The following is a 15,721-nucleotide window of genomic DNA, read 5'->3' as shown; positions in this document are numbered from 1 at the left end:
CCCTACTCAAAGGGCCTAGGCCAGCGGGAAGGACAGCCCGCGCTCGTTCTCCGGCCGGGGGCCGAGGATGCGGCGGTCCCTCTCCTCGATCGGCACGTCGTTGATGCTCGCCTCGCGCCGGGTCATCAGCCCGTGCTCGTCGAATTCCCACAACTCGTTGCCGTACGACCGCCACCACTGGCCCTCGGCGTCCTTGCACTCGTATTGGAAGCGGACCGCGATGCGGTTGCCGTCGAAGGCCCACAGGTCCTTGCGCAGCGCGTACTCGTGCTCGCGCGCCCACTTCGCGGTGAGGAACTCGACGATCTCGGCGCGACCGGTGACGAAGGTGCCGCGGTTGCGCCACACCGAGTCCTCCGAGTAGGCGAGCGCCACTCTGTGCGGGTCGCGGGTGTTCCAGGCGTCCTCGGCGGCCTGCACCTTCTGCGCGGCGGTCTCTCGGGTGAACGGGGGCAGGGGCGGGCGGTCGTTCATGGCGTCCTCCGGGGACGGATCGGCGGTCGAGACAAGGGAGAACGTGCGTTCTCCCGATGGCTGCTACCGTAGGAGAACGCTCGTTCTCGCGTCAAGGAGTGTTCGTACATGGACAGCGCAACCGCCCGGGAGCAGGCACTGGACGCCGCCGAGAGCCTCTTCTACGGGCGCGGCATCCAGTCCGTCGGCATGGACGACATCCGGGGCACGTCCGGGGTCTCGCTGAAGCGGCTCTATCAGCTGTTCCCGGCGAAGGAGCAGCTGGTCGAGGCGTATCTGGAGCGACGGGATGTGCGCTGGCGCGGAGGGCTCGCGGCCTATGCCGAGCGTCAGGCCGACCCCGAGCGGCGGATCCTCGCCGTCTTCGACTGGCTGGAGGAATGGTTCGGCGAGGAGGACTTCCGCGGGTGCGCCTGGATCAATTCCTACGGCGAGCTGGGCGCCCGGTCGGAGCGGGTGGCGCAGCAGGTACGGGCGCACAAGGCGGCGTTCCGGGACTACCTCGCCTCACTCGTGGCCGGGGCCGGGCTGCCCGACGCGCTGACCGGGCCGGTGTATCTGCTGGCCGAGGGCGCCATGGTCACGGCGGGGATAACGGGCAGTACGCGACCGGCGGCCGAGGCGCGGGAGGCGGCGCGGTCGCTGCTGGCCGCGCACTGAGATCGGGCGGGCGGACCCGGCACCGGGGTGCGGGCCCGCCCGCGGCTGGGGACGCCGAGCGAGGCGCCCTGCGTCAACTCCCCGTCTCGGACAGGCTGATGGCGCCGACCGGGCAGGCCCGGGCCGCTTCCCGCACCATCGGGTCGCCGCCGCCGTCCTCCCGGCCGGGGATCACCACGCTGAAGCCGTCGTCGTCCTGGGTGAAGACGGACGGGGCGGCCAGGGCGCACTGGCCTGCCCCGACACAGAGGCTGTGGTCGATGTCGATGTCGATGCCCATGTCCATGTCCATGTGGCCTGATTCGTGTGTTTCGTGCGTTTCGTTCTGCATGACCGGAGCCTCTTACCAGGCCACCGGGAGTTCCAGCATCCCCTGGATCGTGTCGCCGGGTTTGAAGGGGATTTCCTCCGCAGGGACGGCAAGCCGCAGGGTGGGCAGGCGGTCGAAGAGGGTGCGCAGGGCGATCTCCATCTCGGCGCGGGCGAGGTTCTGGCCGAGGCACTGGTGGATGCCGAACCCGAAGCCGACGTGATGGCGGGGCGGGCGGTGCCAGTCCAGGGTGTCGGGTTCGGGGTAGACGGACTCGTCGCGGTTGATGACCGAGGTGGAGAAGAGCACGCCGTCGCCCGCCCGGATTCTCTCGCCGCCCGCCTCGATGTCCTCGGCGGCGACCCGCAGCAGTCCGTCGGCGATCGACAGCATCCGCATGAGTTCCTCGACGGCGGCGGGCAGCAGCGTCGGATCGGCGCGCAACTCGGCCAGGCGCTCGGGGTGCTGGAGGAGGGTGAAGGTGCCCAGGGAGATCATGTTGGCGGTCGTCTCGTGACCGGCGACCAGCAGGATGGTCGCGAGGGCGATGAGCTCGTCCTGGTCGAGTTCGCCGGCGCTCAGCTGCCCTCGGACGAGTTCGTCCAGGACGCCGTCGCCGGGCTCCGCCTCCTTCCGTTTGCGGTCGATCAACTCGGCGAAGTACGCCTCCAGCCGGTCGCGGGCATCCAGGGTGTCGGCCGGCGCGGGGCCGCGCAGAAGGCGGCGTGACTGCCCCTCGAAGAAGTCGTGGTCGGCGTAGGGGACGCCCAGCAGGGCACAGATGACCATCGAGGGCACGGGCAGCGCGAAGGCGCTCACCAACTCGGCGGGCGGACCCTGGGCGATCATCGCGTCGAGGCGTTCGTCCACGATCCGCTGGATCTCCGGGCGCAGCTCGACGGCGCGCCTGAGGGTGAAGCTGGGCACCATCATGCGCCGCTGGACCCGGTGTTCGGGATCGTCGACACCCAGCAGCGCACTCTTGCGGTCGCGGACCGCGGCGAACCGGGCGGTGGGCGCGGGGAAGCCCGGCCGGCTGCGGTCGGAGGACAGCCGCGGGTCGGCGAGCAGGGTGCGGCAGAGGGCGTGTCCGGTGACCAACCAGGCCGGGCGGCCGTCGTAGAGGGTGATGCGGGCCAGGGGGCGCGTGTCGCGCAGCGGGTCGTAGGCGGTGGGCGGGTGGTAGGGGCAGGTTCGGTTCTGGGGGAAGGCGACGATGTGGGGTTCCGTCATGTCCGTCATGGAAGACCTCGCAGACGAAGTGAGCGTCGTGCCGATCTTCATTAGATGCCTGGGGCATCTAAGCCAGCGACGCCAAGTTCGGCCAGATCAGGCGCGCGGGCAATCTGGCCGGGGATCGTCGCACAGAGCTTCGGTCCGGCGGACGTCGGATCGGTGCCGCGGCGCTCTCCCGCGAAATTCGCTTGTTCGCGGGCCGCCGCCACCCCCAGAATCCGGCCATGCCTACCACCACCGCCTTCCTGCCGCTTTCCGCCACCGCTCGTCCGGTGCGGGTCCAGCAGCAGCCCGGCCGCCCCTGGAGGCCCACGCTTCCCACGTCGTGACCGCCGCGCTCGTCGCGGGGCTGCTCGCGGGCTACGGCATCGCCGTCCCGGTCGGCGCGGTCGCGACCTATCTCGTCTCCCTCACCGCCCGTACGTCCCTGCGGACCGGGGTCTGCGCCGCGCTCGGCGTCGCGACCGCCGACGGGCTCTACGCCCTGGTGGCCACCCTCGGCGGCTCCGCACTCGCCGCCGCGCTGCGACCGGTGCTGGTGCCGCTGCGCTGGGCCTCCGCCCTGGTGCTCGCGGCCCTCGCGGTACGGGGCGCGGTCATCGCCGTACGCCACTACCGCGACCACCGGCTCGCCACCCGCTCCACTCCCCCGCCCCCGAGCCCGGCTCGCGCCTATGGGGCGCTGCTCGGCATCACCCTGCTCAACCCGACCACCGTGATCTACTTCGCGGCCCTGGTCCTCGGCACCCGCACGACGGATGCCGTATCGCCCCTGGAACAGGGCGTGTTCGTCCTGGCCGCGTTCGCCGCGTCGGCGAGCTGGCAGCTGATGCTGGCCGGCGGCGGGGCGCTGCTGGGGCGGGTACTGACGGGGCATCGGGGGCGGCTGGTGACGGCGCTGTTGTCGAGCGGCGTGATCCTTACGCTGGCGGTGCGGATGCCGCTGTAGTGGTTGGGCCGGTCGGCGCCGTGCGGATGATTCCCGCATGTGCCGGTGTTGAATGGGGCGTCAGTGATCACCAGGACACGACGATGGGACCGATGTCATGCCTCTTGAGGGCGAGTACGAGCCCAGTCCGACCGAGTGGGTGCGCAAGCAGGTGGAGCTGTACGAGAGCTCCGGTGGCACCCAGGGCACGACCCTCATGGACACGGGGATGCCCGTGATCCTGCTCACCACTCGGGGCGCCAAGAGCGGCAAGATCCGCAAGACGCCGCTGATGCGCGTCGAGCACGACGGGACCTACGCCGCGGTGGCCTCACTCGGCGGGGCGCCGAAGCACCCGGTCTGGTACCACAACGTCAAGGCCGATCCCCGTGTGGAGCTGCGGGACGGGACCGTGCTGCGGGACATGAGGGCCCGCGAGGTCACCGGCGCGGAGAAGGACCAGTGGTGGGAGCGGGCCGTCGCGGCCTATCCGCCGTACGCGGACTACCAGAAGAAGACGGACCGGAGCATCCCGGTGTTCGTGCTGGAGCCCGCAGAGGAGGGCTGACCCGGGGTTCCGAGGACTCGTGGTCGGGGCCTCGGCGCCGGCTCCCGGTCGGCTCCATGTCGGCTCCTCAGGGTTCCGGAAACAATCTTCTCCTCGGAACGCATGAACCCCCGTTCGCCGGGCACACGTGCGTCAGGCCCCGCCGCGTTCCCCCGTCGCGGCGGGGCTTCCCTCTGCCTCGCGCGCGGAGCGTTCGGTCACGTCGAGGAAGATCTGGTCCGCCTCGGCGACGGTGTTGCCGATGGACCGCTTGATGCGGACGGCGACCTCCTCGACCTGTTCGCTGTCCAGGCCCGGAACCAGGTCGACCCGCGCCGCCACCAAGGCGGTTTCCAGGCCCGTCTTCATCGTGAACAGCGCCTCGACGCTGTCGATCTCGGGCTGTGCCGCCAGCAGTGCGCGGATCCGGGCGTCGGCCTCGGGATCGGCGGCCTCCCCGATCAGCTGGTCGCGGGCGTCGCGGCCCAGGCGGTAGGCGACGAACACGAGCAGCGCGCCGATCGCGAGCGAGGCGGCCGCCTCCCATGCGACCTGCCCGGTGACCATGTGCAGTGCCATGCCCGCGGAGGCGAGGGTCACGCCGAGCACGGCCGTGGCGTCCTCGGCGACCACCGTGCGCAGGGCCGGGTCACGCAGACCGCTCGCGAGGCCGCCCTGCCGGTGCACCTGATGGAGCGCCCGAACCAGGGACAGGCCCTCGGCGACGAAGGCGAATCCGAGCACGATCATGCCCGCCGCATAGCCGCCGAACGTCTCGTCGGAGCCTTGCCGCAGCGCCTCGACGCCCTGGAAGAAGGAGAAGCAGCCGCCCATCACGAAGATCCCCACGGCGGCGAGCAGCGACCAGAAGAAGCGCTCCTTGCCGTAACCGAAGGGATGACGGGAGTCGGCGGGGCGGCGGCTGCGGCGCAGCGCGGCCAGCAGGAAGATCTCGTTCATGCTGTCCGCGACGGAGTGCGCCGCCTCCGACAGCAGCGCGGGAGAGTGGGCGATGAGACCGCCGACGGCCTTGGCGACCGCGATGACGAGGTTGGCGGCGAGGGCCACCAGGACGGTGACCCGGGTCCTGCGATCTGTCTTCGGTGCCTCGGTCGTCCTGCTCATCTGACTCGGAATGCCCCGATCGGTCGGGCTCACACGGTGCCGTAAGCGGAAATCGGGGGACTCGTAGCAGACGGAATGCGCGGTGCGCGCAAGAGAGGAGTGCGGGCATGAGCGGCGTGGGCAACACCGCCTACGGGAGGAAGTCGTTCCAGCGGTCCAAGGCCCATTTCACGGACCGGATCACGACGGACGGCGAGGACGGCTGGCCGGTGGAAGCGGGCCGCTACCGTCTGGTGGTCAGCCGCGCCTGTCCGTGGGCGAGCCGGGCGGTGATCTCGCGGCGGCTGCTGGGCCTGGAGGACGCCCTGTCCATGGCGATCGCCGACCCGATCCAGGACGACCGCAGCTGGCGCTTCACGCTGGACCCCGACGGCCGCGACCCGGTGCTCGGCATCCGCTTCCTCAGCGAGGCCTACGACCGGCGGGAGACGGACTACCCGGGCGGCGTCAGCGTCCCCGCGATCGTGGACGTGCCCAGCGGCGAGCTGGTCACCAACGACTATCAGCGGATCACGCTCGACCTCGCCACCGAGTGGACGGCCCTGCATCGAGCGGGTGCGCCCGATCTCTACCCGGAGCCGCTGCGGGACGAGATCGACGAGGTGATGGCCGACGTCTACGAGGACGTCAACAACGGTGTGTACCGGGCGGGCTTCGCCACCGGCCAGGAGGCCTACGAGGGGGCGTGCACCCGGCTGTTCCGGCGGCTGGAGCTGCTGGCGGAACGGCTCGCCGGGCGGCGCTACCTGGTCGGCGACACGATCACGGAGGCGGACATCCGGCTGTTCACCACGCTGGTGCGTTTCGACCCCGTCTATCACGGCCACTTCAAGTGCAATCGCTGGAAGTTGACGGAGAACCGGGTCCTGTGGGCGTACGTCCGCGACCTCTACCAGACGCCGGGATTCGGTGACACCGTCGACTTCGACCACATCAAGCGGCACTACTACCAGGTGCACAGCGGCATCAACCCGACCGGCATCGTGCCCCTGGGGCCGGATCTGGCGGGCTGGCCGACGCCGCACCACCGTGAGGAGCTCGGCGGCAGGCCGTTCGGCGACGGGACGCCGCCCGGGCCGGTTCCGCAGGCCGAGGAAGTCCCTGCTCGGGGGCGGCCCTGACACCAAGGAGGCGCACGTGGCCAAGAAGACCGACAAGAAGAAGCTGAAGATGCCCCTCGCCTACAAGCCCCTGGGCTTCGCGCTGGGCTGGGCGAGCGGTGCGCTGGCGGGGCTCGCCTTCCGCAAGACCTGGATGGCGATACGGCACGAGGAGGACGCCCCCGACGCCCTGGACCGCGACCGCGGCTGGGGAGAGGTCCTGCTGGCGGCCGCCGTCCAGGGCGCCCTGTTCGCGGTGGCCCGCAGCCTGGCCGACCGTACCGGCGCGAAGGCGATCGAGCGCTCGACGGGCGTGTGGCCGGTCTCCGACAAGGGCGGGCGGGACTGAGCGCCCGCCCCGGCCGGCCTGGAAACCGGGCGCACGCCCGGGCCGTCCCCTGGAGGTCTCAGCCCTGCTTCGGTCCCGCGGCGGTGGTTCGGCGCAGGGTGAAGGAGTGGCCGGCCGGGTCGGCGTAACCGCGCTCCTCGTACGGGCCCGGCGCGTCCTTCGCCTCCAGGGGACGGCCGCCGAGCCCGACTATCTTGCGCTCCACCTCGTCCAGGTCCTCCACCACGAAGTCGATATGGGCCTGAAGGGAGTTCTCCGGGCGCGGCCAGCTCGGCGGGGTCGCGTTCATGTCGCGGCGGAACGCGATCCGGGTTCCGTCGGCGCCCCTGATCTCGACGCGGTTGGCGGTGGCTTCCGTCTGCTCGCCTTCCAGTAGTTCCGTGTAGAACACGGCGAGCTTCTCGGGCTCGGCGCAGTCGAGCACCACGAAGCCCGCTTTCACCATGGGCATGGCTCCTCCGAAGGGTTCTGGGCGCGGGACGGTCCTGTCCCGCCGCCCTGTACCCCCACGGGTGTCCCGGCCAGGCCGTTTCAGTCCGCCACCAGCCACGCCCCGTCCCTCATCAGCTCCCGCCCGTCCAGTTCGTCGGCCTCGCGCCAGGCCTGTACCCGGGTCGGCCGTACACGGAAGTACAGGTAGGGCGTGCTGAGTCGACGCGGGTCGAAGCCGGTCCTGGCAGCGAAGCGGTCGCCGTCCGCCTCGGACAACCCGGCCCGGGTGATCGTGTCCACCGTGCCCTCGATCATCACGACGTCCCGGGTCGGACCGATACCGAGGCGCGTTCTCCCGGTCGCCTTCAGATTCCGGCCGGTCGGGCTCGCGGCCGGGGTGGCCAGCAGCAGGGTCGAGCCGTCCCAGAGGAAGGAAAGGGGGACGAGATAGGGCACTCCCCCGTCGGCGTCGGCGGTGGCGACCCACACGTCCTCGTCGTGCTCCAGGCGGTGCAGGGTGTCCAGCTTGCGCTGCTCGGCGGTGCGTGCGGCCGGCCTGGTCATCGGCGGACGGTCTCCTCACGGGACGGTTTCGGCGGACGGTCCAGTGTGGCCTTCGGGTCTCCGGCCCGGGACCGGTTTTCCCTCAGCCGGGCCGCCGCAGCGCTCAGCAGCAGGTCCAGAGCCGCCGGGTAGGAGCTGCGCGGCATGTCCGCCACGAGATGGCGGGCCGTGGCGGCGATGTGCGGGTGTGTGTCGGCGGGCAGCCGCGCGTACGTCCGCCGCCAGACGGCCGCCTCCGCCTCCCGCGCCGGCTTCGGCATCGCGGCGCTCGCCGAGTCGAGGGCACCGTAGGCGAGGGCCTGGTCCACGAAGGCGTGGTAGATGCGCACCGCCTCCGCGTCGGGGAAACCGGCGCCGCGCAGCACACCGAGGATGGTCTCGACGGCCTGGATCTCGTACGCCCGCCCCGTCACCCGGTACGAGCTCAGCACCGCCGCCCGGGGATGGGCGAGGGCACCGGCGTGCATGCGCAGGCCGAGATCCCGCAGGTCGGCGCGCCAGTCACCGCTGGGCCGCCAGGTGCGCAGGGTGCGGCCGATGAGCTCGTCGGCGATGGCGAGCATCAGGTCGTCGGTGTGCCGGAAGTACCGGTACAGCGAGCTGGGATCGGCGCCGAGGGCGCGGCCGAGGCGGCGCACCGAGAGGGCGTCGGTGCCGTGCTCCTCGATGAGTCTGAGGGCCGTCTCGACGATCAGGTCCTCGGACAGCACGACGCCCTGCTTGGTGGGGCGTCTGCGCTGCCGGGCGGCGGGCGGGACGACGCGCTCGCTCATGGACTGCCTCCCTCGGCCGGTGCCCGCACCTTACGACAACACCGTTGACGTGTTAAGCCCCCGTTCAGTTTCATGTGCGCTCATCGGGGCCGCCCAGGCCCCCGGTGCGAGCGGAGACCGGTCATGTCCGACCAGCAGCCTCACAGCGTCGATCCACCAGCGCGGCCCGAGCTGCGCAAGACCCTCGGCGTCCTGGACGGCTTCGCCATCGCCGCGTCCAGCACGGCCGCGACCACCAGCATCGGCATCGGTCTCGGGGTCACCGCGGGCGTGGTCGGTCTGCACCTGCCGGCGATCATGCTGCTGGCGTTCCTGCCGGTCCTCGGCATCGCGGGCGCGTACTCACGGCTCAACAAGGTCGAGCCGAACGCGGGCAACGGCTATGTGTGGGTGGGGCGTTCGCTCACCCCCTGGCTGGGCTTCATGGTCGGCTGGGTGAACATCGTGGCCGTGGTGGCGTTCCTCGCGTACACCACGGCGGTCACCGGCTCGGCCCTGATCCAGCTGGCGGGCGATGCCGGGCTGCACCGGGTGGGCGGGCTGGCGCTTGACCCCGGTTCGACCGCGCAGACCACGGCGCTCGGCATCCTGGTCCTGGCGGCGGTGACGCTGACGGCCGTGACCGGCGTCCGCACCGCCGCGCGACTGCAGGCCGGGCTGCTGGTCTTCGAGTACGTCGTCCTGCTGGGCTTCTGCGGATACGGCATCGTCACCGGCCCGCACGACTTCAGCCTGAGCTGGTTCGACCCGTTCGCGATCCCCTCGGCGACCGCGCTCGCGCAGGGGATGCTGCTGTCGGTGTTCTGCTACTGGGGCTTCGAGTCGGCGTTCAGCGTCAACGAGGAGGTGCGCGACCCGCGCGACGCGTCCCGGGCCGGGACCACCACCCTGTTCACCATGCTGGCGCTGTTCCTGCTCGGCTCGGTCGCCTTCCAACGCGTGCTCTCCGAGGAGGAGTTGGTCGGCCACGGCCCCGAGGGCCTCGCCTTCTTCGGCGACCGGCTGGCCTCCCAGCCGTGGGCCGCGCTCCCCCTGATCGCCCTGATGTTCTCGGCGGTCGCCTCACTGCAGGCCGGGGTGATCCCGACGGCTCGTGGGATGTTCGCGATGAGCCGGGACCGCACGCTCGGGCCGGTGTGGTCCAAGGTCAGTCCGCGGTACGGGACTCCCGCCGTCGGCACGGTGCTGATCGGCGCGCTGGCGGCGGCGGTCGCGGGCCTGGCGCTGGTCATCCCGCGACTCGCCGACATGATCATGGCGACGGTGAGCGCGGTGGGCATCGTGGTCGCCCTGTCGTACGCCCTTACTGCGCTCGCGGCCGCGGTGCGGTTCCGCGCGCTGCTGCGCGAGGACTGGCGGGAGGGAGTGCGCGCGGTGGTCCTGCCGACGCTGAGCGCGGCCGTGCTCCTGGGTCTCGGCGGGTACCTCGGCTGGTCGTTCTACACCTCCGCCGACCACTTCGAAGTCAGCGCGGACAACGGGTGGTTCCTGCTCGCCACTCCCCTGGCGATGATCGCGTCCGGCTTCGTGGCCGCCGCTTGGGCCCGGTGGGTGCGCAGGTCGCCGTACTTCCGCACCGGCAAGGGCACCGACGCCGACGCTCCGCAGCTTCTCGCCACCTCCCGATAACCCCCCACCAGGAAAAGGAACATGTACGCAGATCTTCTCTTCACCGGCGGTCCCGTCCTCACCCCCGAGGGCCGCACCGCGACCGCCGTGGCCGTCACCGGCGACCGCGTCACGGCCGTAGGGCGCGAGGAGGTGCACGATCTCGCCGGACCACGGACCGAGGTCGTGGACCTCGCCGGGCGGCTGCTGCTGCCCGGGTTCCAGGACGCGCATGTGCATCCGGTGCCGGCCGGGCTGGAGCTCGGCCAGTGCGATCTGACGGAGGCGAAGACGGCGGCCGACACGCTCGCCGCGGTGCGCGCCTACGCCGACGCGCACCCCGAGCGGGAGTGGATCACCGGTGGCGGCTGGTCGATGGAGGCCTTCGAGGGCGGTACGCCGACGAAGGAACTCCTGGACACGGTGGTGCCGGACCGGCCGGTGTATCTGCCCAACCGTGACCATCACGGCGCCTGGGTCAACAGCCGTGCCCTCGCGCTGGCGGGCATCTCGCGCGACACGCCCGACCCGGCCGACGGGCGGATCGACCGGGACGCCTCCGGCGAGCCGAGCGGAACCTTGCAGGAGGGGGCGATGCAGCTGGTGGGACGGCTCACCCCGCCCGCCACGCTTGCCGACCGGGTGGCGGCCCTGCTGCACGCCCAGCGGCATCTGCATGCCCTAGGCATCACCGCCTGGCAGGACGCGCTGGTCGGCGAGTTCCTCGGCATGGACGACCCCTCGCAGGCGTATCTGGCGGCCGCGCGGGACGGCTCGCTGACCGCGCGTGTCGTCGGCGCGCTGTGGTGGGACCGGGAGCGCGGCGCGGAGCAGATTCCCGAACTGGTCGAACGGCGCGCCGCGTTGAGCCACGGCCGGTTCCGCGCGGGCAGCGTGAAGCTGATGCTGGACGGAGTCGCCGAGACCGGTACCGCGGCGCTCCTGGACCCGTACCTCGACAAGTGCGGCTGTGCCACCGCCAACCGGGGCACGGCCTTTATCGACGCGGGGCAACTGCCCAAGTACGTCACCGAGTTGGACGCGCTCGGCTTCCAGTGTCACTTCCACGCCCTGGGTGACCGGGCGGTACGCGACGCACTGGACGCGATCGAGGCCGCGCGCGCCGCGAACGGGGCGAGCGACACGCGACCGCACCTGGCACATCTCCAGGTCGTCCAGCCGGCCGACGTGCCGCGGTTCGCCCGGCTCGGGGCCACGGCGAACATCCAGCCGCTGTGGGCCGCCCACGAACCGCAGATGGACGAGCTGACGATCCCGTTCCTGGGACCCGAACGGGCCACGTGGCAGTACCCGTTCGGCGCGCTGCTGCGCTCCGGCGCACGGCTCGCGGCGGGCAGCGACTGGCCGGTGAGCAGCCCCGATCCGCTGCACGGCATCCATGTCGCGGTCAACCGGGTCGCACCGGACCGCGGCGACACGCCGGTGTTCCTGCCCGGCGAACGCATCGGACTCGCCGAGGCGTTCACGGCCTACACGGCCGGCTCGGCGTACGTGAACCACCTCGACGACACGGGCGAGATTCGTGCAGGAGCGCTGGCGGATCTCGTGGTCCTGGACCGCGATCCGTTCGACGGGCCGGTCGAGGAGATCGCCGGCACGCGGGTCGCGCTGACATACGTGGGGGGCGCGCGAGTATACGCAGCTCATGAGTCGTGAGCAGTAACGGATATCACGGTCCGGTCACGCGTAGATCATTTACGCTCTGGGCAGTCTCGTACCGCTTCTCGGCTCAACTTTCGTACCGCGAAGCCCAGTTCGAGTGCACGGGCGGTCGTCATGACCGCCCGTTCGCAGGGCCGGGGGGACTCTGCGCTGCCGCCTCCCGAAAGGAAGCACATGCCTCAGGACGTCCGGTTCGACCTCCCCTTCGACACCCCCGTCAACGAGCATCTGGAATACGCCCGGGCACGCCATCTGCGCTGGATCTGGGACATGGGCCTGATCCGCAGCCAGGCAGGGTTCGAGGAGTACCAGTCCTGGGACCTGCCTCAGGCCGCCGCCCGCACCTACCCGCACGCCTCGGCGGACGACATGGTCGTCCTGATGAACTGGTTCTCCCTCGCCTTCCTCTTCGACGATCAGTTCGACGCGAACCAACCGGACCGTGCCGACCGAATAGCCGAGGTCGCGCGCGAGCTGATCATCACCCCGCTGCGCCCGGCGGGTACTCAGCCCCGCGTGACCTGCCCGATCACCCTGGCCTGGTCGGAGGTCTGGAAGCATCTCTCGGATGGCATGCCCTTGACATGGCAGACGCGGTTCGCCGCCTCCTGGGGCCGGTTCCTGGTGGCGCACTGCGAGGAGGTCGACCTGGCGGCCCGTGGGCTGGAGGGCACGCTGGACCTCGACGAGTACGCGATCTTCCGGCGCCGTACCGTCGGCATCCACCACAGCATCGACGCGGGCGAGCGCAGCCGTCGCTTCGTGGTGCCCGCGCAGGTGATGGCACATCCGCTGATGGAACGGATGCGGGACCTCGCCGCGGACACCATCGGCTTCATGAACGACATCCACTCCTTCGAGCGCGAGAAGCGCCGAGGCGACGGCCACAACCTGATCGCCGTGCTGCACCGGGAGCGGCGCTGCTCATGGGAGGAAGCGGCCGACGAGGCGTACCGGATGACGGTCGCCTGCCTCGACGAGTACCTCGAACTGGAGGCGAGTGTCCCGCAGATGTGCGACGAACTCGACCTCGACGCCAAGGCCCGCGACGAGGTGCGGATGGGCGTGGAGGCCATCCAGCACTGGATCAACGGCAACTACGAGTGGGCGCTGGTGTCGGGCCGATACAGCTCGGCCAAGGAAGGACCCGCGGTCGCCGCCGAGTTGGCGGGTCGGGGGTCCGTGGACGACCTGCTGGCCGTATAGGGAATGCACCTTGAGCGACGAAGCCGTCCGGCCGGGACAAACCGGCCGGACGGCTCGCTTGTGACCGTCGTGCGGGGAACCTGATCGGCAGGGTGTCCAGCCTGCATTCCCGATCTAGACAGGGAACTCGATCGGCAGGCTGTCGAGCCGCGACTCCCAGGTGGATGCGGTCGAGGTCAGTTCCTCCGGCGGTACGGCCAGACGCAGACCCGGCAACCGGTGCAGCAGGATGTCCACGGCCACCTCGATGATGGAGTGACCGGTGTTCTGCCCGGGGCACTCGTGCGGACCCGAACTGAACGCGAGGTGTGCCTGGTTGCCCTGAACGGAGACCCCGGCGTCCGGCCGGATCTCGGGGTCGACGTTGCCGGCCGCCAGGCCCAGCACCACCAGGTCGCCCTCCTTGATCGGACAGCCACCGAGTTCGATGTCTGCGGTCGCGAAACGCCCCGGCAGCACGACGAGCGGCGGGGTGTTCCACATCACCTCCTCCACGACCGCGGAGACATTCAGCTGACCGCTGACCAGTCCGGACAACCGCGACTCGTCGGTGAGGACCAGCTGCAGCACCCGCGCCAGCAGGTTGCTGGTCATGTTGTGGGCCGTGATGAGCACAAGACGCAGGTGGCTGACGATCTCGTCCTCGTCGAGGCCCGCGCCGTGGTCGATGAGTCCGGTGGTGAAGTCGGAGGCCGGCTCCTCGCGCTTGCGGGCGGCGAGGTCGGCGAGGATCGTCATGACGCGCTCGTTGTGTTCGAGCGCCTCCGCGCCTCCGTTGAGGACCAGTTTGCAGGACTCCGCCAGGTTGCGGCTCTCGTTCTCGGCCAGCCCGAAGACCCGGCACAGCACCAGCATCGACAGGTGCTCGGCAAAGTCGGCCACCAGGTCGGCACGGCCGTCGTCGATGAAGGCGTCGATCAACTTGTTGGCGTAGTGGGTCACATGACGGCGGATGCCGCGGCCGGTCATGGCCTGCAGGTTGTCGGTCACCGCCGCCCGCAGTCTTCGGTGCGGCTCGCCGTCCTGAGAGACGGCGTCGGGTCGCCAGCCCAGCACCTGGATCAATGGCGAGGTGGCGTCGATCCGGCCCTCGTTCCAGTCCCGCCAGATCCGTGAATCCCGGGCGAACTGGAGAGGGTTGTCCAGCACCCTCCGGTTCTCCCGGTAACCGAGCACCAGCCACGCGGGAATATCGCCGTCGAGGAGGACCGGCGCGACGGGACCGTGCTCCTTGCGCAGCTGCGCGTAGACGCCGTGCGGGTCGGTCGCCACACCTGGCCCGTACAGCCGGGTGATGTCCTCGCCGTGTGCGACGGGGCAACCGCGGGGCGTATCGGGATCGTTTAAGGGCTGGGCGTTCATCGGGACTCCAGGGCGACGGCGGAGCGTTCCTTCAAGTGACGTATCAGGGCGACGAGGACGTCACGGCTGGAGGCCCGGTCGCGGGCGTCGCAGGCAACGACCGGGGTGTGCGGGGAGATGTCGAGGGCGTCCCTTATCTCCTCGACCGGGTACTCCTTGGAGTCGGGGAAGACGTTCAGCGCGACGACGAACGGGACGTCCTGCCGCTCCATCTCCTCGATCGCCCGGAAACTGGAGTCGAGCCGCCGGGTGTCCACCAGGACGATCGCGCCGAGCGCGCCCTTGAACAGGCCGTTCCACAGGAACCAGAAGCGTTCCTGGCCGGGCGTGCCGAACAGGTACAGCGTCAGGCTCTCGTTGAGGCTGATCTTGCCGAAGTCCAGGCTGACGGTTGTCTCCGTCTTGTCAGCGACGCCGATGAGGTGATCGTCGTCGACGCTGGCCTGGGTGAGGGTCTCCTCGGTGGTGAGCGGCTTGATGTCGCTCACCGAGCGGACCATGGTGGTCTTCCCGGTGCCGAATCCGCCGGCGATCATCACCTTCACCGAGCGGGTGCCCCCGGCACCGGGTCCGCCGGGCTGGTCAAAGCCTTTGAAGTCCACTGAGTACCTCCTCAAGGAGCGCGAGGTCCGGCCCGCGGCCGGCGGAGTGCGCCGGGATGGGGTCACGGGCTTCGACACGGGCTGCCTCCAGCAGATCCGTCAGCAGCACCGCGAGAATGTTGAAGGGCAATCCGAGGTGGGCGCCGAGTTCGGCCACCGACAGCGGATCGCGGCAGCGCCGGAGGATCTCCTCGTGCTCGTGCTGCATCCCCGGTACGGGGGTCGTGCGGGAGACGATGAGGGTCGCCACGTCGAGACTCGACGCCGAACCGCCCGGTCCGCTACGCCCCTTGGTGAGGACGTAGAAGCGTTCGAGACCGGACGGATTCGTGGACCGGCGGGGAGCACTCATCCAGAGTGCTCCTCCATGCGCGGCGTGGTGCCGAGCAACTCGCCCATCCTGCGGGCCAGGTCCCTCATCTGATGACCGAGCAGTCCCTGGTCGAGGCCTTCCCGGGCGAGGACGCCGAGATAGGTCTCCACCCCGGCCCGTACGACGAAGAGATGGCCGCCGTCGACCTCGATCATCGCCAGCCTGAGCTGTCCCGCGTACTTGGGGAACTGCTCGGCCACCGGCTGGGCCAGCGCCTGCAGTCCGGCCACCACGGCCGCGAAGCGGTCGACGTCGTCGGGGTCCTCGGCGCCGTAGGAGGTGATGGCCTTGCCGTCGCTGGAGGCCACCAGTGCGAAGTTGATCTCCTGAATACTCTCCACCAGGTCGCGGAGCGCCCAGCTCACGTCGGTTCCCTGCTGCGTCATGGG

General features: G+C 70.5%; 19 protein-coding genes. 8 read left to right on the top strand and 11 right to left on the bottom strand.

The features are described 5' to 3' along the window. Positions 1-15: 15 nt before the first annotated feature. On the bottom strand, positions 16-474 hold the full coding sequence (locus tag ACFQ6S_RS03610) for a DUF1348 family protein (RefSeq protein WP_383402861.1): 459 nt from the start codon (positions 472-474) through the stop codon (positions 16-18). A 108-nt stretch (positions 475-582) separates the two neighbouring features. Here ACFQ6S_RS03610 and ACFQ6S_RS03605 point away from each other — a divergent pair, with 108 nt between their 5' ends. Then, a complete protein-coding gene (locus tag ACFQ6S_RS03605) occupies positions 583-1,134 on the top strand; it encodes a TetR/AcrR family transcriptional regulator (RefSeq protein WP_383402858.1) in 552 nt (183 codons plus the stop codon). Between the two features lie 73 nt (positions 1,135-1,207). Here the strand turns inward: ACFQ6S_RS03605 and ACFQ6S_RS03600 are convergent, their stop codons facing one another. Both ACFQ6S_RS03600 and ACFQ6S_RS03595 read right to left on the bottom strand, forming a co-directional pair. Continuing rightward, positions 1,208-1,408, bottom strand: coding sequence for a ferredoxin (locus ACFQ6S_RS03600; protein WP_383404302.1), 201 nt, complete (start codon positions 1,406-1,408; stop codon positions 1,208-1,210). A 69-nt stretch (positions 1,409-1,477) separates the two neighbouring features. Beyond that, on the bottom strand, positions 1,478-2,686 hold the full coding sequence (locus ACFQ6S_RS03595) for a cytochrome P450 (RefSeq protein ID WP_383402855.1): 1,209 nt from the start codon (positions 2,684-2,686) through the stop codon (positions 1,478-1,480). A gap of 319 nt (positions 2,687-3,005) precedes the next feature. Between ACFQ6S_RS03595 and ACFQ6S_RS03590 the strand changes: the two genes are divergently transcribed. Beyond that, positions 3,006-3,629, top strand: a complete 624-nt coding sequence (locus ACFQ6S_RS03590) for a LysE family transporter (RefSeq protein WP_383402851.1) — start codon at positions 3,006-3,008, stop codon at positions 3,627-3,629. Between the two features lie 97 nt (positions 3,630-3,726). Next, positions 3,727-4,176 (top strand): nitroreductase family deazaflavin-dependent oxidoreductase, encoded by a 450-nt coding sequence (locus ACFQ6S_RS03585; RefSeq protein WP_383402848.1) that lies wholly within the window; start codon positions 3,727-3,729, stop codon positions 4,174-4,176. A 132-nt stretch (positions 4,177-4,308) separates the two neighbouring features. Here ACFQ6S_RS03585 and ACFQ6S_RS03580 read toward each other — a convergent pair whose 3' ends face one another. Then, positions 4,309-5,280 carry a cation diffusion facilitator family transporter gene (locus ACFQ6S_RS03580; protein ID WP_383402845.1) on the bottom strand — a complete coding sequence of 324 codons (972 nt, stop codon included), beginning with the start codon at positions 5,278-5,280 and terminating at the stop codon, positions 4,309-4,311. 107 nt (positions 5,281-5,387) lie between these two features. Here ACFQ6S_RS03580 and ACFQ6S_RS03575 point away from each other — a divergent pair, with 107 nt between their 5' ends. After that, entirely contained in the window at positions 5,388-6,401 is a 1,014-nt protein-coding gene (locus ACFQ6S_RS03575) for a glutathione S-transferase family protein (protein WP_383402842.1), read from the top strand. Between the two features lie 49 nt (positions 6,402-6,450). Beyond that, the gene (locus ACFQ6S_RS03570) at positions 6,451-6,729 is read left to right on the top strand and encodes a DUF4235 domain-containing protein (protein WP_383404300.1); all 279 of its coding nucleotides are present in this window, start codon (positions 6,451-6,453) and stop codon (positions 6,727-6,729) included. Positions 6,730-6,787: 58 nt separating this feature from the next. Here the strand turns inward: ACFQ6S_RS03570 and ACFQ6S_RS03565 are convergent, their stop codons facing one another. The 3 genes from ACFQ6S_RS03565 to ACFQ6S_RS03555 all read right to left on the bottom strand — a co-directional run bounded on the left by ACFQ6S_RS03565 (position 6,788) and on the right by ACFQ6S_RS03555 (position 8,498). Beyond that, positions 6,788-7,180: a VOC family protein gene (locus ACFQ6S_RS03565; RefSeq protein ID WP_383402839.1), complete on the bottom strand. Its 393-nt coding sequence runs from the start codon at positions 7,178-7,180 to the stop codon at positions 6,788-6,790. Positions 7,181-7,260: 80 nt separating this feature from the next. Then, a complete protein-coding gene (locus ACFQ6S_RS03560) occupies positions 7,261-7,725 on the bottom strand; it encodes a pyridoxamine 5'-phosphate oxidase family protein (protein WP_383402836.1) in 465 nt (154 codons plus the stop codon). Then, a complete protein-coding gene (locus tag ACFQ6S_RS03555) occupies positions 7,722-8,498 on the bottom strand; it encodes a TetR/AcrR family transcriptional regulator (RefSeq protein WP_383402833.1) in 777 nt (258 codons plus the stop codon). Before ACFQ6S_RS03555 ends, ACFQ6S_RS03560 begins: the two co-directional genes overlap by 4 nt. Positions 8,499-8,621: 123 nt before the next feature. On the opposite strand from ACFQ6S_RS03555, the gene ACFQ6S_RS03550 reads away from it, so the two are divergent. The 3 genes from ACFQ6S_RS03550 (at position 8,622) to ACFQ6S_RS03540 (ending at position 12,995) form a co-directional block, all read left to right on the top strand. Beyond that, positions 8,622-10,127: an APC family permease gene (locus ACFQ6S_RS03550; RefSeq protein ID WP_383402830.1), complete on the top strand. Its 1,506-nt coding sequence runs from the start codon at positions 8,622-8,624 to the stop codon at positions 10,125-10,127. A 21-nt stretch (positions 10,128-10,148) separates the two neighbouring features. Next, positions 10,149-11,783 carry an amidohydrolase gene (locus tag ACFQ6S_RS03545; protein ID WP_383402827.1) on the top strand — a complete coding sequence of 545 codons (1,635 nt, stop codon included), beginning with the start codon at positions 10,149-10,151 and terminating at the stop codon, positions 11,781-11,783. Between the two features lie 180 nt (positions 11,784-11,963). Further along, positions 11,964-12,995 carry a 7-epi-alpha-eudesmol synthase gene (locus ACFQ6S_RS03540; protein ID WP_383402824.1) on the top strand — a complete coding sequence of 344 codons (1,032 nt, stop codon included), beginning with the start codon at positions 11,964-11,966 and terminating at the stop codon, positions 12,993-12,995. A gap of 114 nt (positions 12,996-13,109) precedes the next feature. Here ACFQ6S_RS03540 and ACFQ6S_RS03535 read toward each other — a convergent pair whose 3' ends face one another. The 4 genes from ACFQ6S_RS03535 to ACFQ6S_RS03520 are packed head-to-tail and all read right to left on the bottom strand — an operon-like array spanning position 13,110 to position 15,718. Then, a complete protein-coding gene (locus tag ACFQ6S_RS03535) occupies positions 13,110-14,357 on the bottom strand; it encodes a cytochrome P450 (protein ID WP_383402821.1) in 1,248 nt (415 codons plus the stop codon). Continuing rightward, positions 14,354-14,959, bottom strand: coding sequence for an ATP/GTP-binding protein (locus tag ACFQ6S_RS03530; protein ID WP_383402819.1), 606 nt, complete (start codon positions 14,957-14,959; stop codon positions 14,354-14,356). Before ACFQ6S_RS03530 ends, ACFQ6S_RS03535 begins: the two co-directional genes overlap by 4 nt. Continuing rightward, positions 14,940-15,311: a DUF742 domain-containing protein gene (locus ACFQ6S_RS03525; RefSeq protein ID WP_383402816.1), complete on the bottom strand. Its 372-nt coding sequence runs from the start codon at positions 15,309-15,311 to the stop codon at positions 14,940-14,942. The genes ACFQ6S_RS03530 and ACFQ6S_RS03525 overlap by 20 nt, the downstream gene beginning before the upstream one ends. Next, a complete protein-coding gene (locus ACFQ6S_RS03520; protein WP_383402813.1) occupies positions 15,308-15,718 on the bottom strand; it encodes a roadblock/LC7 domain-containing protein in 411 nt (136 codons plus the stop codon). The genes ACFQ6S_RS03525 and ACFQ6S_RS03520 overlap by 4 nt, the downstream gene beginning before the upstream one ends. Positions 15,719-15,721 lie beyond the last annotated feature (3 nt).

The organism is Streptomyces sp. NPDC056479 (assembly GCF_042795335.1).
GTDB lineage: Bacteria > Actinomycetota > Actinomycetes > Streptomycetales > Streptomycetaceae > Streptomyces.
The sequence above is the reverse complement of the archived record's forward strand: the minus strand, read 5'-3'. Positions and strand labels throughout refer to the sequence as shown.

Excerpts from the sequence above, each read along its gene's own strand:
- ACFQ6S_RS03610 (WP_383402861.1), bottom strand. The coding sequence starts at position 474 with ATGAACGACCGCCCGCCCCTGCCCCCGTTCACCCGAGAGACCGCCGCG.
- ACFQ6S_RS03605 (WP_383402858.1), top strand. The coding sequence starts at position 583 with ATGGACAGCGCAACCGCCCGGGAGCAGGCACTGGACGCCGCCGAGAGC.
- ACFQ6S_RS03595 (WP_383402855.1), bottom strand. The coding sequence starts at position 2,686 with ATGACGGACATGACGGAACCCCACATCGTCGCCTTCCCCCAGAACCGA.
- ACFQ6S_RS03585 (WP_383402848.1), top strand. The coding sequence starts at position 3,727 with ATGCCTCTTGAGGGCGAGTACGAGCCCAGTCCGACCGAGTGGGTGCGC.
- ACFQ6S_RS03580 (WP_383402845.1), bottom strand. The coding sequence starts at position 5,280 with ATGAGCAGGACGACCGAGGCACCGAAGACAGATCGCAGGACCCGGGTC.
- ACFQ6S_RS03575 (WP_383402842.1), top strand. The coding sequence starts at position 5,388 with ATGAGCGGCGTGGGCAACACCGCCTACGGGAGGAAGTCGTTCCAGCGG.
- ACFQ6S_RS03570 (WP_383404300.1), top strand. The coding sequence starts at position 6,451 with ATGCCCCTCGCCTACAAGCCCCTGGGCTTCGCGCTGGGCTGGGCGAGC.
- ACFQ6S_RS03565 (WP_383402839.1), bottom strand. The coding sequence starts at position 7,180 with ATGCCCATGGTGAAAGCGGGCTTCGTGGTGCTCGACTGCGCCGAGCCC.
- ACFQ6S_RS03560 (WP_383402836.1), bottom strand. The coding sequence starts at position 7,725 with ATGACCAGGCCGGCCGCACGCACCGCCGAGCAGCGCAAGCTGGACACC.
- ACFQ6S_RS03555 (WP_383402833.1), bottom strand. The coding sequence starts at position 8,498 with ATGAGCGAGCGCGTCGTCCCGCCCGCCGCCCGGCAGCGCAGACGCCCC.
- ACFQ6S_RS03550 (WP_383402830.1), top strand. The coding sequence starts at position 8,622 with ATGTCCGACCAGCAGCCTCACAGCGTCGATCCACCAGCGCGGCCCGAG.
- ACFQ6S_RS03545 (WP_383402827.1), top strand. The coding sequence starts at position 10,149 with ATGTACGCAGATCTTCTCTTCACCGGCGGTCCCGTCCTCACCCCCGAG.
- ACFQ6S_RS03540 (WP_383402824.1), top strand. The coding sequence starts at position 11,964 with ATGCCTCAGGACGTCCGGTTCGACCTCCCCTTCGACACCCCCGTCAAC.
- ACFQ6S_RS03535 (WP_383402821.1), bottom strand. The coding sequence starts at position 14,357 with ATGAACGCCCAGCCCTTAAACGATCCCGATACGCCCCGCGGTTGCCCC.
- ACFQ6S_RS03525 (WP_383402816.1), bottom strand. The coding sequence starts at position 15,311 with ATGAGTGCTCCCCGCCGGTCCACGAATCCGTCCGGTCTCGAACGCTTC.
- ACFQ6S_RS03520 (WP_383402813.1), bottom strand. The coding sequence starts at position 15,718 with ATGACGCAGCAGGGAACCGACGTGAGCTGGGCGCTCCGCGACCTGGTG.